Origin of the sequence: Micromonospora sp. CA-248260 (assembly GCF_050942205.1) — a bacterium.
Taxonomy (GTDB): domain Bacteria; phylum Actinomycetota; class Actinomycetes; order Mycobacteriales; family Micromonosporaceae; genus Micromonospora; species Micromonospora antibiotica.
On record NZ_CP192021.1, the window covers coordinates 6,072,176 to 6,086,884 of the forward strand.

Annotated in this window: 9 protein-coding genes and 1 pseudogene; 2 read left to right on the forward strand and 8 right to left on the reverse strand. The window is 74.8% G+C overall.

All coding sequences use genetic code 11. The features are described from left to right. Positions 1-166: 166 nt before the first annotated feature. From ACQP2H_RS26210 to ACQP2H_RS26240, 7 genes and pseudogenes are all read right to left on the reverse strand, one after another. Positions 167-367, reverse strand: a complete 201-nt coding sequence (locus ACQP2H_RS26210; RefSeq protein WP_208568054.1) for a hypothetical protein — start codon at positions 365-367, stop codon at positions 167-169. 326 nt (positions 368-693) lie between these two features. Continuing rightward, the gene (locus ACQP2H_RS26215; RefSeq protein WP_219464599.1) at positions 694-2,016 is read right to left on the reverse strand and encodes a DEAD/DEAH box helicase; all 1,323 of its coding nucleotides are present in this window, start codon (positions 2,014-2,016) and stop codon (positions 694-696) included. A gap of 220 nt (positions 2,017-2,236) precedes the next feature. Beyond that, on the reverse strand, positions 2,237-2,440 hold the full coding sequence (gene cspE, locus ACQP2H_RS26220) for a transcription antiterminator/RNA stability regulator CspE (RefSeq protein ID WP_007464836.1): 204 nt from the start codon (positions 2,438-2,440) through the stop codon (positions 2,237-2,239). A 200-nt stretch (positions 2,441-2,640) separates the two neighbouring features. Continuing rightward, positions 2,641-6,225 carry a UvrD-helicase domain-containing protein gene (locus ACQP2H_RS26225; RefSeq protein WP_433229258.1) on the reverse strand — a complete coding sequence of 1,195 codons (3,585 nt, stop codon included), beginning with the start codon at positions 6,223-6,225 and terminating at the stop codon, positions 2,641-2,643. After that, on the reverse strand, positions 6,222-9,821 hold the full coding sequence (locus tag ACQP2H_RS26230; protein ID WP_433229260.1) for an ATP-dependent helicase: 3,600 nt from the start codon (positions 9,819-9,821) through the stop codon (positions 6,222-6,224). Before ACQP2H_RS26230 ends, ACQP2H_RS26225 begins: the two co-directional genes overlap by 4 nt. Before the next feature lie 326 nt (positions 9,822-10,147). Further along, complete coding sequence (locus ACQP2H_RS26235; protein WP_219464602.1) at positions 10,148-10,693, reverse strand: TIGR00730 family Rossman fold protein; 546 nt, start codon at positions 10,691-10,693, stop codon at positions 10,148-10,150. A 325-nt stretch (positions 10,694-11,018) separates the two neighbouring features. Then, positions 11,019-11,840, reverse strand: a pseudogene (locus ACQP2H_RS26240) (TIGR00730 family Rossman fold protein); the annotation flags it as partial. Between the two features lie 155 nt (positions 11,841-11,995). Between ACQP2H_RS26240 and ACQP2H_RS26245 the strand changes: the two are divergent. After that, positions 11,996-12,163 (forward strand): hypothetical protein, encoded by a 168-nt coding sequence (locus tag ACQP2H_RS26245; protein ID WP_208568156.1) that lies wholly within the window; start codon positions 11,996-11,998, stop codon positions 12,161-12,163. A gap of 350 nt (positions 12,164-12,513) precedes the next feature. Here ACQP2H_RS26245 and dapE read toward each other — a convergent pair whose 3' ends face one another. Further along, on the reverse strand, positions 12,514-13,587 hold the full coding sequence (gene dapE / locus ACQP2H_RS26250) for a succinyl-diaminopimelate desuccinylase (protein WP_433229263.1): 1,074 nt from the start codon (positions 13,585-13,587) through the stop codon (positions 12,514-12,516). Positions 13,588-13,668: 81 nt separating this feature from the next. Here dapE and dapD point away from each other — a divergent pair, with 81 nt between their 5' ends. Beyond that, complete coding sequence (dapD, locus tag ACQP2H_RS26255) at positions 13,669-14,625, forward strand: 2,3,4,5-tetrahydropyridine-2,6-dicarboxylate N-succinyltransferase (protein ID WP_219464603.1); 957 nt, start codon at positions 13,669-13,671, stop codon at positions 14,623-14,625. The last annotated feature ends 84 nt before the right edge of the window (positions 14,626-14,709 follow it).

The following is a 14,709-nucleotide window of genomic DNA, read 5'->3' on the forward strand; positions in this document are numbered from 1 at the left end:
ACCCGACCGGCCGCGCCGTTCGATCGCTCACGGCAGCCGACCCGCTGACCGCCTGCGAACCGCTGGTCCGGGGTGTCCGTCCGACCGTCGACCCCCCAGGATCCGACGGTCGGACGGGCACCCGGGCCCTCGGCCCCGCGGGCCCCACGGCCCCCGCGGGGTCGACTCAGCCGGCGGTCAGCTCGACCGTCGGCGGGCGCCCCTCGTCAGGGCTGTGCAACTCGACCAGCCCGGCCGGGGCGGTCCGCCCCGGCCTCGGGTGCCAGGGCGCGAACGCCGCGACCATGGCGAGCAGGAGCCCGGCACCGGCCACGGCTAACACCACCATCAGCTCGCGTCCCGCTCCCGACTCGACGTCGCCCCCCATGGTCACCCCTCCCGTGCCCGACCGTGCCGGCCGGTTCTTCCCCCGCGAGCAAGCTTCGACCAGCCGGGCACGGTGGAACAGTCACCGATCGGACGCAATAGAGCCGGCAAACCGACCCACCCGCCACCATGATCACCGAGGGTCTCCGCCCGACCCCGCACCGTCCATCGGCCGGCGGCACCCGACCCTCACCCGGCCCGAAAGCACGATCGACTCAGCCGGGCCGATGTGCGGCATCGTCGACACGATGACACCGCAACACGGCCCGGCTGAGTCGAACGTGACCAAGCCCGGCGGACGGCCCGGGTCGGGCGGGGACCGGTCGGTCAGGCGGTACGGGGGCGACGCGGTCGACGGGACCGGCCCGACGCCCGGTGCGACCGACCACCCTCGCCACCGCCACCGGTGCCGCCACCGACAGCGGCACGCGGCCGGGCGGCCGGGGTGGGCGTCGGGACGACGATCGTCACCGGCACACCGGACGGCTCACGGGCCCCGGTCACCCGGGCCAGCGCTCCGTCGCCGAGGCGTACCTGGGTGGACTGCGGCTTGATGCCGGCCACGCTCATCAGCCGGGAGACGTCCCGGCGCTGCTCCGGCAGGACCAGGGTGACCACCTGACCGGCCTCACCGGCGCGGGCGGTACGGCCACCCCGGTGCAGGTAGTCCTTCGCCTCGGTCGGCGGGTCCACGTTGACCACCATGTCCAGACCGTCGACGTGGATGCCCCGGGCCGCCACGTCGGTGGCGACCAGCGCGGTCACCTGGCCGGTGCGGAACTGCTCCAGGATCCGGGTGCGCTGCGGCTGGGACTTCCCCCCGTGCAGCGCCGCGGCGCGGACGCCCTTGGCGAGCAGCTGGCGGGCCATCCGGTCGGCCCGGTGCTTCGTCGCCATGAACAGGATGGTGCGGCCCTCGCGGGCGGCGATCTGGGTGAGCGCGGTGGGCTTGTCGACCGCGTCGACGTGCAGCACGTGGTGGGTCATCGCGGTCACCGTGGCGGTGCCCGGGTCCACCGAGTGCGACACCGGGTTGCTGAGGAACCGGCGGACGAGGCGGTCCACCCCGCCGTCCAGGGTGGCCGAGAAGAGCATCCGCTGGCCGTTCGGGGCGACCTGCTCCAGCAGCTTGGTCACCTGCGGCAGGAAGCCCATGTCGGCCATCTGGTCGGCCTCGTCCAGCACGGTGATGGCGACCTGGTCGAGGCGGGCGTCGCCCCGGTTGATCAGGTCGTGCAACCGGCCGGGGGTGGCCACCAGCACCTCGGTGCCGGCGCGCAGCGCGTCCGCCTGCCGCTGGAGGGAGAGCCCCCCGACCACGGTGGCGCAGCGCAACCCCAGCGCCCGGGCGTACGGGGTGAGTGCCGTGGTGACCTGGGCGGCCAGCTCACGGGTGGGGACCAGCACCAGGGCGAGCGGGCGACCCGGGCGGGCCCGGTGACCGGCGGTGCGGTGCAGCAGCGGGAGCCCGAAGGCGAGGGTCTTGCCCGAGCCGGTGCGGCCCCGGCCGAGCACGTCCCGGCCGGCCAGCGAGTCCGGCAGGGTGGCCGTCTGGATCGGGAACGGCTCGGTGATGCCCTGCTTGGTCAGCTCGGCGAGCAGCGCCGGCGCGAGGCCGGTCGCGGCGAAGGTGGGAATGGTCATGGTCATGCGGAATGCCTTCCTCGACGCGGCACGTGTCGAGGGAGGGCGCCGAGACTCGGCGCGGTCTCCGACGGAGCAGTCCGTCGAAGACTCACAAGCACGAACCGATGGGGTACGGGCCGGTCCGCCGCAGCACGCCGCGTCCCGCCGGAGCGGGGGGCGGCGCGGCGGACCGGTCCGTCACCGGGTCCGGAGGACCCGGTGGGTGTTACGGACGATCCGAAGATCAGAGCGGGCGGATGTTCTCCGCCTGCGGGCCCTTCTGGCCCTGGGTCACCTCGAACTCGACCCGCTGGTTCTCGTCCAGGCTCCGGTAGCCGGAGGACTGGATCGCCGAGAAGTGGGCGAAGACGTCGGCGCCGCCGCCGTCCGGGGTGATGAAGCCGAAGCCCTTGTCAGCGTTGAACCACTTGACGGTGCCAATTGCCATCTGTTTCGTCTCCTTGACGGAACGTCGAACCCGCACCTGTTGCGGGCCCGAAGAGGAGCGCCCCGCGCGGGATGCGCGAATCGCCTGTTGTTTTTGGTCGCCCCGCCCGGAGAGCTCCGGACACAACAAAGAGCGCCTGGGGCCACAATCCGCCAGGCGCACACAGAGTCTCTGGAAACCAAAACTGCAACAAGAACAACCTACCACGGATCTTCGGGAGCGCCACCCCCCGCTGGAATTTCCGGCAACCCGGCGATGATCGTGGTCAGCCCGTCGGCGTCCAGCAGGTCCGCCGGCCGCACCGTCACCCCCTCCCGGACGTAGTGGAAGGCCGCCCCCACCCGGTCCACCGGCACTCCGGCCAGCTCCGCCCAGGCCAGCCGGTACACGGCCAGCTGCACCGCGACCACCTCGGCCTCAACCCCGGTCGGCTGCCGGCCGGTCTTCCAGTCGACCACGTCGTACCGGCCGCCGGGGCGGGTGAACACGGCGTCCATCCGGCCCCGCACCACCACGCCGGCCAGCACCGTGGCGAACGGCACCTCGACCTCCACCGGCACCCGGTCGGCCCACTCGCTGGCCAGGAAGCGCTCCTGGAGCTCGGCCAGCGCCGCGTCGGGGGCGGCGTCCGCGTCGGCCGCACCCGGCAACTCGTCCACGTCGAGCAGCCGGTCGGCCCCGAAGCGGGCCTCCAGCCACGCGTGGAAGGCGGTACCCCGCCGGGCGTACGGGCTGGGCGGGGCCGGCATCGGCCGGCGCAGCGTACGGGCCAGCTGCGCCGGGTCCCGGCGCAGCGCCACCAACTGGGTGACCGACAGGTGCCCGGGTAGCACCACCTCCACCGCCTCGGCCTGCCGCAGCAGCTCCGCCCGCTCGGCCAGGAGCAGATCCGCCTCCCGCCGCCACCGCGCCACCTCCGGATCGGGCTCCGGACCCGCCGCCTCCGGACCAGCCGCCCCCCTGCCCGCCGCCGGCGTGCCCGTGGGAGGCGGGGCCACCGCCTGGGGGGCCACCACCTGCGAGGCCACCACCTGCGGGGCCGCCGCCTGGAGGGCCACCACCTGCGGGGCCGCCGCCTGCGGAGACACCGCCTGGGGGGCCACCACCTGTGGGTCGCCGGGCACCACGGCGGGCGCGGGATCGCGGCGGGCCGCGTCGGGGTCGGCGAGGAAGCGGCGGACCAGGGCCGCCGCCTCGGTCAACGCCGGCCGGCGGGGGCCCAGCGGGTCGGCCGGCCACTCCGCCCGCAGCACCACCTCGGTGGTCGGATTGACCGCGTCACCGGCCGGCTCGGGCGTCCACTCGTCGACCAGCAGGCCGTCCCCACCGGCCAGGCAGGCGTCGTACACCTCGCGGAGCAGCACCGACGGGCCCCGGAACCGTTTGGTCCCCTCCCCCCACCAGTAGCCGGAGCAGAGCAGCAGCCGCCGGGGCCGGGTCACCGCCACGTACGCCAGCCGGCGTTCCTCACGCTCGTCGTGGGCCCGCCAGGCGTCGGTGAAGTCGGACACCACCCGGGCCACCCCGCGCTGGTCTATCACCTCGGTCAGGTCGAGCGTGGGCAACCCGTCGGCGTCGCCGCGCAACGGGAACGGCAGCACCCCGAGCCCACCCAGCCAGTGGTCGGAGCTACGGACCTGACCGGGCCAGCTGCCCCGGGTCAACCCGGCGACCGCCACGACGTCCCACTCCAGGCCCTTGGCGGCGTGTGCGGTGAGCACCTGCACCGCGCCCTCCACCACCTCCACCTCGCCCGGGGACAGCCCACGTTCCTCGTCCTCGGCGGCGGCCAGGTAGGCCAGGAAACCGGCGAGCGTCGCCGCCGGGGTCTCGCCGCTGAACCGGGCCGCCACGTCACCGAGCGCGTCCAGGTGCCCCCGGGCCAGTCCGGCGTCGCCGGTGCCGTCCCGGCCGGCCCGGACCGCCACCTCGACGTCCAGCCCGATGGTGCGTTCCACGTCCGCGATCAGCTCCGGCAGCGTCTGGTCCAGCCGGTAGCGCAGCAGGGCCAGCTCCATCCCGTACGACCGCAGCCGCGCGTAGCCCTCCGCCGAGTACGTCTGCGCCGGCCCCAGATCGGCCAGCGCCTCCACCAGGGTCGCCTCGTCGAGGGTGTCCACGACGATCTCCGGCCCGTCGTCGCCGGTCAGCTCCCGGCGGGCCCGGGCGATGACCCGCGCCCGCCGGTGCAGGGCGACCAGGTCACGCGGCCCGATCCGCCAGCGCGCCCCGGTGAGCAGCCGCAGCAGCGCCGCACCGTCGGTCGGGTCGGCGAGCACCCGCAGCGTGCAGACCACGTCCCGTACCTCAGGGGTGTCCAGCAGCCCGCCCAGGCCGACCACCTCGACCGGCAGCCCCCGGGCCCGCAGGGCGGCCTCGATCGCCGGGATCTGGCTGCGCAGCCGGACCAGCACGGCGGTGGCGGGGCGCTGCGGCACCGGGATGTGCTCGGGCAGCGCGCCGGGCATCCGGGCCGCCCCCCGCCAGGCGGCGAGCACACTGTCGGCGATCCAGTCCGCCTCGTCGACGTACGTGGGCAGCAGCGCGCAGTGCACGGTGCCGGCGGCCCGCCCGCGCGGGCTGCGGTGCGGGATCGGGTCGCGGACGCTCAGCGCGGCGTGCAGCTCCGGCACCCGGGCGCCGGCGGCCCGCAGCGGCACCGACAGCGCGTTGGCCACGCCGAGGATCTCCGGCCGGTTACGCCAGCTGGTGGTGAGGCTCATCGCCTCGGCGGGGGCACCGTCGGCGCGGGCGAAGTCGGTGGGGAACCGGTCCAGCGTGCCGGCGCTGGCCCCCCGCCACCCGTAGATCGACTGGCAGGGGTCGCCGACGGCGGTGACCGGGTGACCGCCGCCGAAGAGGTGGTTGAGCAGCACCACCTGGGCGTGGCTGGTGTCCTGGTACTCGTCGAGCAGCACCACCCGGAAGCGGTCCCGCTCGACCGCGCCGACCGCCGGGTGGTCCCGGGCCACCCGGGCGGCACGGGCGAGCTGGTCGGCGAAGTCCATCGCCTCGAAGTCGTCCTTGCGCCGGGCGTACGCCCGCACCAGCGGCAGCAGCTTCAGCCGGGTGCGTTGCAGCTGGAGGGCCTTGCGGACGTCGGCATAGACCCGGCCCGGGTGGGACTGCACCTCGGCGAAGAACCGGCCCGTCCAGGCGGCCAGGGTGTCCGGGTCGACCAGGTGCTCGTCCAACTCGCCGGCCAGCGCGAGCACGGCGTCGGTGATGGTGCTCGGCATCCGGTCGACCTCGGACATGTCGCCGTCGTAGTTGCGCACCAGCAGGTCGACGAGCTGCCACCGGGACGCCTCGGTGAGCAGCCGGGTGGTCGGCTCGTAGCCGGCCCGTAGCCCGTGCTCGGTGACGATCCGCCCGGCGTACGAGTGGTAGGTGGAGACGGTGGGCTCGCCGGCCAGCGGGTCGTCCAGCGGGTTGCGGGCCCGCCGCCCGAGCCGCCGCACCAACTGGTCGAGCCGGGTCCGCACCCGGTGCGCCAACTCACCGGCCGCCTTGCGGGTGAAGGTCAGCCCGAGGATCTGCTCCGGGCGGACGTAGGAGTTGGCGACCAGCCAGACCACCCGGGCGGCCATCGTCTCGGTCTTGCCCGAACCGGCACCCGCCACCACCAGCAGCGGCGCGACCGGTGCCGCGATGATCGCGGCCTGTTCGGCGGTGGGGGCGGGCAGCCGGAGCAGCCGGGCCAGCTCCACCGGCGTGTAGCGCGGCCCGGCGTCGGCGGCGCGGGGCGCGGGGGTGGCCGCGCTGAACAGCGTCGGTTGGGTCACCCCTCCCCCTCGTGGCCGGTCGCCGGTGGCTCCACGACCTGGCGGCCCTGCCCGGAGACGGGGCAGCTGGTCCGCACCGGGCAGACCCGGCACTTCGCGTTGGCGACGGCGGCGAAGGTCGAGGCGGCCATCGTATCGGCGGTGCGCCGGACCAGGGCGGTGGCCCAGCCGGCCTCGGGGCCCTGCCCGGCGGCGGCCTGGGTCTGCTCGCGGGCGTCCTTCGCACCGGTACCGAGCTGCACCAGCGCCGCGCCCCCGGCCTCGTCGCCGAACTCGGCGAACCCACCCGCCTCCACCGCCGCCTGGTACGCCCCGAGCTGCGGATGCTCGGCCACCTCCCGCTCGGTGACCATCGTCGACTTGCCGGTCTTGAGGTCGATCACCACGAGCCGGCCGTCGGCGTCGACCTCCAGCCGGTCGACCCGGCCGGTCAGCTCGATCGGACGGGTCGGGTCGTCGAGGCGGACCGCGAACTCGTGTTCGATGGCGAGCAGCCGACGCGGGTTGCCGGCCAGCCAGCGCAGCAGCTTGTCCACCATGGCCTCGGCGCGTTCCCGTTCCGGGCCGACCATCCACCGGGCGGCCAGCTCGATCGCGTCGAACCGGGCGGCCACGTACTCCAGCAGGGCCGTGCGGTCGGCGCTGGCGTCCTCGGCCAGCATCGCGGCGGCGTGCACCAGGTTGCCGACGCCCTGGGCGGCGCTGGCCGGCCCGCTGCCGCCGTGCCGTTCGAGCAGCCAGCGCAGGCTGCACCGCAGCGCGCTCTCCATCCCCGACGGGGTGACCCGGACCGGTTCGCCCTCGTCGGCCAACGGCCGGTCGTCGGAGAGGCTGCGCAGCCCCCACCAGTCGTCCGGGTGCGCGCCGGGAATGCCGGCGGCGGCCAGCCGGGCCAGTTCGGCCGCCGCCGCACGCCGCCGGGCCACCGACGCCGCCGGATCGACGACTGCGGTACGCAGCTCAGCCACCAGCGCGGAGAGGGTGAGCGCCCGGGGTGGCCGCCCCACGGGCAACTCGCCGGGCAGGGCGTCACCGGCCTCCCCGGGCCCCGCCGCCGACCCCTGGTCAGCCGCCTCGGCGCCGTGGCGGTGGGCGGTCGGCGGATCGTGGCGGGAGGGTGCCCCTGCGGGGGCCGGCTCCGGCCGCGGGTCCTGGTTGTCCACGCCGGCAGTGGGCAGGGCCGGCGTGGTGCTGTCACCCTGCGCCCGGTCGGCACCGACGCCGCCGACGGACGGGGTCCGAGCGGGGCCCCCGGGCGAGGTCGGGGGCCGGGTCGGGGTCGGGATCGGATCGTCGGGCGGGATCGGATCGTCAGGCGGGGTCGGATCGTCAGGCGGGGTGGGGTCGTCGCCGGAGGTGCCGGTGACGCCGAGTTCGTGCAGGAACCGGCTGGGCTGCTCCTCGTGGTCGTCGCCACCGACGGCCGCCGAGGCGACGGCGGTGACCAGCAGCCGACGCCGGGCCCGGGTCACCGCCACGTGGAACAGCCGGCGTTCCTCGTCGAGCAGGGCGGAGGTCTGCCCGACCAGGCCGGCCCGGGTGCCGGTGCCGTCCGCCCGGCCGACCAGCACGTCGACCAGCCGTTCGGAGCCGAGCAGGCTGCCGCGCAGCCGCAGGTCGGGCCAGACGCCCTCCTGCACGCCGGCCACCGCGACGAGGTCCCACTCCAGTCCCTTGGCGGCGTGCGCGGTGAGCAGGCGGACCGCCTCGCCCCGGTCGGCGCTGGCCGCCAGGGTGTCCGCCGGCAGGTCCTGGCCGAGGACGTGGTCGAGGAATACCTCGGTACGCGCGCCGGGCAGCCGGTCGACGAACCGGGCCGCCGCGTCGAAGAGCACCAGCACCGCGTCGAGGTCCCGGTCGGCGGCCTCGGCCCGCCAACGCTGGGCGGTCTCGTGCTCCCCGGTGGCCTCCCGGCCCCGGTTGATCGCCCCCGCCCAGCGTTCGGCGAGCCCGCTGGCGTCCCACACCGCCCAGAGCACGTCCTCGGCGGTGGCCCGGGGCACCGCCGCCGCCGTCCGCGCGGTGGCGAGCAGCTCCGCCACCGTCCGGGCCGGCTCGACCCAGCGGCGTTCGATGCCGGCCAGCTCCGCCGGGTCGGCCAGCGCCTCGACGATCAGCTCGCCGGAGGGCCGCCGGTCGCCCCGGGCCAGGGCGAGCGCCCGCAGCCCCTGCCGCAGCCGCCGCTCGGCCAGCGGGTCGGCCCCGCCCAGCGGCGAGTGCAGCAGGGCGACCGCGGACTCCTCGTCCAGCCGGGCCGGTTCGAGCGCGCAGCGCAGCAGGAGCAGCAGCGGGGCGACCGCGGGTTGCAGGTGCAGCGGCAGGTCCTCGCCGTGCACGACGGTGGGCACCCCGGCGGCGTGCAACGCCCGCCGCAGCGCCGGCAGGTGCAGGTGGGTCGAGCGGACCAGCACCGCCATCGCCGACCAGGGCACCCCGTCGAGCAGGTGGGCGGAGCGCAGCGCGTGGGCCAACCAGGCGGCCTCGCTGGTGGCCGAACGGAAGGTACGCACCTGCACGCTGCCGGGTGGCGCGTCGGGCAGCGGTCGTAGCCGCCGGTGCCCGGCCGGCCCGCGCAACCGCCGGGCCAGGCGACCGGTGGCCCCGAGCAGCACCGCACCCGCCCGGTAGGACGTGGTGAGGGTGACCTGCGCCGCCGGGGCCCCGGAGGCCGTCCGGAACCGGTGCGGGAAGGCGGTCACCACGGCCGGGTCGGCACCCCGGAAGGCGTACGTGGAGGAGTCCGGGTCGGCGAAGGCCACCAGGGAACGGCCACCACCGGCCAGGACGGCCAGCAGGTCCTGCTGGGCCGGGTCGGTGTCGGCCAGTTCGTCGACGTAGACGTGGGCCAGCCGGCGACGCTCGGCCTCCAGCAGCTCCGGATCGTCGAGGAGCATGCCGGTGGCCGCCCGCACCAGCTCGGCCGGGTCGTACGCCACGGAGCCCCGGTTGCTGACGTCGCGCAGCGCGAGGACGGCGACGTACTCCCGGAGGAACCGGGCGGCGGCCGGCCAGTCGGTGCGGCCCAGCTTCTCCCCCAGCCGGGCCAGCTCGACCGGCCCGACGCCGCGTTCGGCGGCCCGCATCAGCAGGTCACGCAGCTGGCCGGCGAACGCCCGGGTACGCAGGGCGGGGAGCAGGTCGTCCGGCCAACCGACCGGGTCGTCGGGTTCGGTGCCGACGACGTCCAGCAGCTCCCGGATGATCAGATCCTGCTCGGGCCCGGTGAGCAGCCGGGGGGACGGCTCGCCGCGTTCGGCGGCGGCCCGGCGCAGCAGGCCGAAGGCGTACGCCGGGAAGGTGCGCACCAGCGGCTCGCGCAGCACCCGGTGGCCGTCGGCGGCGATCCGGGCCTCGATCCGGTGCCGCAGCCCGGTGGCCTGCCGACGGCTGAAGGTGAGCACCAGCAGGCGCTCCGGGTCGACCCCCTCGGCGACCCGGGCGGCGACCGCCTCGACCAGGGTGCCGGTCTTGCCGGTGCCCGGCCCGCCGAGGACCAGCATCGGCCCGGCGGTGTGCGCCACGACCTCCGCCTGGAGCGGATCGGGCCGACGCGCCGGCGGGTGGGTGGCCCCACTCGCCGTTGCCCGGGGCCGCAACTCCCCCCGGGGGTACGCGGCATCGCCCGCCGACCCCCCGGGCCGCGGCTCCCCCTCGACGCCTGACCCGGCCCGATCCGGGCCCACGGTCGCCCCGCCGTGCCGACCGTCCCCCCGGACGCTCGCGGCGGACCGGCCGCCTTCCGGGCCCGATCCGGCAGGTCGGCGCACCAGCCGGTACCCCTGCACCCCCACATCCCACCACGCGGGTACGACACCACCCACCGCACCACCCCGCCCGGGCCCGGCCGGTGGCCGGCGGTCGGAAGTCGGTGCCGGCCACCCGGCCCGAACCCGCACCGCCCGGCCCCGGCGACGGGTGGGGATCAGGGCAGTTGGGACTCCAGGGCGTCCAGCGCGGTCGAGACGGTGGGGGCGACAGTGAGCAGGCCCAGGCCGGCCGGCTTGAGGAAGGTCTGTTCGGTGATGGTGCCCAGCCAGTCGAGCAATGGACGGTAGAAGCCGTCGGTGTCGACCAGCACCATCGGCTTGGTGTGCATGGCCAGGGTGGCCGTGGTCCAGACCTCGAACAGCTCGTCCAGGGTGCCCAGTCCGCCGGGCAGGGTGAGGAACGCGTCCGACTTCTCGATCATGATGGTCTTGCGGCTGGCCATGCCGTCGGTGACGAGCAGTTCGTCCGAGGCCAGGTCGGCGACCTCCAGGTCCACCAGCGCCTGCGGGATCACCCCGACGGTGCGCCCACCGGCCGCCCGCGCCCCGTCGACGAGGGCGCCCATCATGCCGACGCAGCCACCGCCGCTGACCAGCGTGTGCCCGCGCCGGGCCAGCTCCGCGCCGGTCTCGGCCGCCAGATCCAACCAGCGCTGGTCGAGGGTACGGGAGGACGCGCAGAAGACACAGATCGCCGCCACCGGCTCAGCCCTCCCGACCGTCGACGACACCCCGGCCCGCCCCGGACCCCGGCTCACCGGACCCTGACTCACCGGACCCCGGCTCACCAGGCCCGGCCGGACCGGACGCGGGGCTGCCTGGCGGCGGGCTACCGGAATCGGCGCTGCTCGACGTCGGACTGCCGGACGCGTGGCTGCCCGATGGGTGACTGCCCGATGGGTGGCTGCCCGACGCGGGACTGCCGGGCGAGAGACTGCCCGACGCGGGACTGCCCGACGCGGGACTGCCCGACGCGGGGGTGTCGGGCTTCGTGTCGGTGGCGTCTGCGACGGCGGCGGCCCGGCGGGCGGCCTGTTGGTCGGCGGCGGTCCGGGCGACCGCCTCCTCACGTACCGCCTCCTGGTCGACGGCGAGGGCCGCCTCGGCCTCGACGATGTGCCGTACCGCCGCGTCGACGTCGTCGGTGAGGCAGATCAGCTCCAGGTCCACCGGGCCGATCTTGCCCTCGGCAGCCATGCTGTCCCGCAGCCAGTCGAGCAGCCCCCGCCAGTAGTCGGTGCCCATCAGCACCACCGGGAAGCGGGTCACCTTGCCGGTCTGCACCAGGGTGAGCGCCTCGAACAGCTCGTCCATGGTGCCGAAGCCGCCGGGCAGCACGACGAACGCCTGGGCGTACTTGACGAACATGGTCTTGCGGGCGAAAAAGTAGCGGAAGTCGATGGCCAGGTCGACCCAGTCGTTGAGCCCCTGCTCGAAGGGAAGTTCGATGCCCAGCCCGACGGAGAGGCCGCCGGCTTCACTGGCACCCCGGTTGGCCGCCTCCATCACTCCGGGGCCACCGCCGGTGATCACCGCGTAACCGGCCCGGGCGAGGCCGGCCCCCAACTCCTCGGCCAGCCGGCACTCCGGACTGTCGGGTTTACTACGCGCGGAGCCGAAGACACTCACCGCGGGCGGCAGGTCGGCCAGCGTGTCGAAGCCCTCGACGAACTCGGCGAGGATCCGCAGCGCGCGCCAGGCGTCCTTGGTTTTCCAGTCGCTGCGCCCCCGGGAGTCCAACAACCGCTGGTCAGCGGTGCTGGTGGGGATCGCGCCACGGCGCAGCGTGACCGCTCCCCGGTGCCGCTCCGGATCGCGGCCCGGCCGCCGCCCGTTGGTCTGACTCATGACAGCCACCGTAGTGGAGGCGCACGTCAGGGCGGTGCCGGCCGACAGGTCGGAGAAAAAGTTCGCGATCATGGGCAACTAATTCTGTCGCCCGTACGTCTTACTATTCACATACCGGGTATGGCCCGGCGCGCGCCTTCGGGGGAGGAGCAAGCGTGATCAGCAACAACGAGCGGATGCGTATCCGCCGGCAGATGCAGCGACGGATCAACGAGGTGGTGGCCGAGCGCCGCCGCGCCCGACAGCTGGAGGTGCCGGTGGAACCCGCCGCCCAGCCCGTCGAGCCCACCGAACCCGACAATCCCCGCCTCACCACCGTCTGACACCCACCACCCGCCCAACCAGCCCCACCCCGCTCCCCACCCAATCAGCCTCACCCCACCAGCCTCACCCAGCCAGCCTCACCCTGAGTTTCACCCCACCAGCCCCACCACGGCCCCGGCGGTCCCCGACCCCGGGGCCTCACCATGCATCCCCCACCCCTTCCAGCGCCCACACCCCACCCGCGCCCCTCCCCGCACTGGCGATCAAGAAGTTTGCGGCTGGTGATCAAGAAGTTTGCGGGCCGGGAGAGCGCTCCCCGTGACGCAAACCTCTTGATCACCGGGCCGAGCCGGGGCGCGGGCGGAGCGCGGGGTGGGGTGGGTTGGGGTGGGTTGGGGTGGGGGGTGGGTTAGGCGGGGGTCAGCCAGCGGTGGAGGGTGGCGGCGCCGTCGCGGATCTTGGTCAGTTCGACGTGCTCGTCCTTGTGGTGGGCCAGGTTGGGGTCGCCCGGGCCGAAGTTCAGCGCCGGGATGCCCATCGCCGCGAACCGGGCGACGTCCGTCCAGCCCAGCTTGCCCCTCGGGGCCGAGCCCACCGCCGCCAGGAACTCCTGGGCCACCGGGGCCTTGAGGCCGGGGAGTGCGCCGGCCGCCACGTCGGTGACCGTCAACTCGTAGCCGGCGAGCACTTCGCGCAGGTGCGCCTCGGCTGCCGCCGGGTCGCGGTCCGGGGCGAACCGGTAGTTGATCTCGATCTCGCAGCGGTCGGGGACGACGTTGCCGGCCACCCCGCCGCCGATCCGCACCGCGTTCAGGCCCTCACGGAAGTCGCAGCCGTCGATGGTGACCCGCCGCGCCTCGTACGTCGAGAGCCGGCGCAGCACCTCGCCCGCCCCGTGGATGGCGTTCACCCCACGCCAGGACCGGGCCGCGTGGGCCCGCTCGCCGTGCAGGGTGACGACCGCCCGCATGGTGCCCTGACAGCCGACCTCGACGATGCCGTACGTCGGCTCCAGCAGCACCGCGAAGTCGGCCTGGAGCCACTCCGGGTGCGCCCCACCGACCAGGGTGAGGCCGTTGTACCGGGACTCGATCTCCTCGGCCTCGTAGAACAGGTACGTCACGTCGTAGCGGGGGTCGGGCAGGGTCACCGCCAGGTGCAGCGCGAAGGCCACCCCGGACTTCATGTCGGAGGTGCCGCAGCCGTACATCAGGTCGCCGCGCATGGTCGACGGGAAGTTGTCGTTGAGGGGCACCGTGTCCAGGTGCCCGGCGAGCACCACCCGGGAGTCCCGGCCGAGGTCCGTGCGCGCCATCACCGTGTTGCCGTGCCGGAAGGTGCTCAGGTGCGGCACCCGGCGCAGCACCTCCTCGACGCAGTCGGCGATCGCCTTCTCGTCGAGGGAGACGGACTCGATGTCGACCAGGGCACGGGTCAGCGCCACCGGATCGGCCAGGACCTCGGGGGTAAGCGGGTTCTCCATGGTTCGCACGGTACCGTCCTGAACGGTGGGCGCGAGGGGTGAGCCCACCGGCCCCGCAGCCGCGAACGAGAGGGTAGAACAGTGACGTCCCAATCCGCCTGGGGAATCGGCGTGGCCACCGTGACCGCCGCCGAGCAGGTGCTCGACACCTGGTACCCGACCGGCAAGCTGGGCCTGGGTGAGCTGCCGCTGGTCCCCGGCGAGGACCAGGCCGACGTGCTCGACCTGCCACCCGGCGCGATCGGCGAGCGGGCCCTGCCGGGTCTGCGTACGGTGCAGGTGGTCACCGTGATCGGCGCGCTGGACGAGCCGATCAAGGACGCCGCCGACGCGTACCTGCGGCTGCACCTGCTCTCCCACCGCCTGGTGCGGCCCAACGAGCTGAACCTCGACGGCATCTTCGGCAAACTGGCGAACGTGGCCTGGACCTCGGCCGGGCCGTGCCCGCCGGAGCGGGTCGACGAGCTGCGGGTGATCGAGCGGGCCGCCGGCCGCCACCTGGCCGTGTACGGGGTGGACAAGTTCCCCCGGATGACCGACTACGTGGTGCCCGCCGGGGTGCGGATCGCCGACGCGGACCGGGTCCGGCTCGGCGCCCACCTCGCCACGGGAACCACCGTGATGCAGGAGGGTTTCGTCAACTTCAACGCCGGCACGCTGGGCACCTCGATGGTCGAGGGCCGGATCGTGCAGGGCGTGGTGGTCGGTGACGGCTCCGACATCGGCGGCGGCGCGTCGATCATGGGGACCCTCTCCGGTGGCGGCACCGACCGGGTCCGCATCGGTGAGCGGAGCCTGGTCGGCGCGAACGCCGGGGTCGGCATCTCGCTCGGCGACGACTGTGTGGTCGAGGCCGGCTGCTACGTCACCGCCGCCTCCAAGATCACTCTGCCGGACGGCCGGGTGGTCAAGGCCCGTGAGCTGTCCGGCGTCGACGGGCTGCTGTTCTGGCGTAACTCGGTGACCGGCGCGTTGGAGGCGAAGCCGCGCACGGGTCGGGGCATCGAGCTGAACGCCGCCCTGCACGCCAACGACTGAACCGCCCGAAACGCCGACGCCCGGGCCGCCCTGCACGCCAACAACCGAACCGCCCGAGACGCCAACAACCGGGCCGCCCTGCAC

Coding starts and splice junctions, on each gene's coding strand:
- ACQP2H_RS26210 (WP_208568054.1), bottom strand. CDS start 367: ATGGGGGGCGACGTCGAGTCGGGAGCGGGACGCGAGCTGATGGTGGTG.
- ACQP2H_RS26215 (WP_219464599.1), bottom strand. CDS start 2,016: ATGACCATGACCATTCCCACCTTCGCCGCGACCGGCCTCGCGCCGGCG.
- cspE (WP_007464836.1), bottom strand. CDS start 2,440: ATGGCAATTGGCACCGTCAAGTGGTTCAACGCTGACAAGGGCTTCGGC.
- dapE (WP_433229263.1), bottom strand. CDS start 13,587: ATGGAGAACCCGCTTACCCCCGAGGTCCTGGCCGATCCGGTGGCGCTG.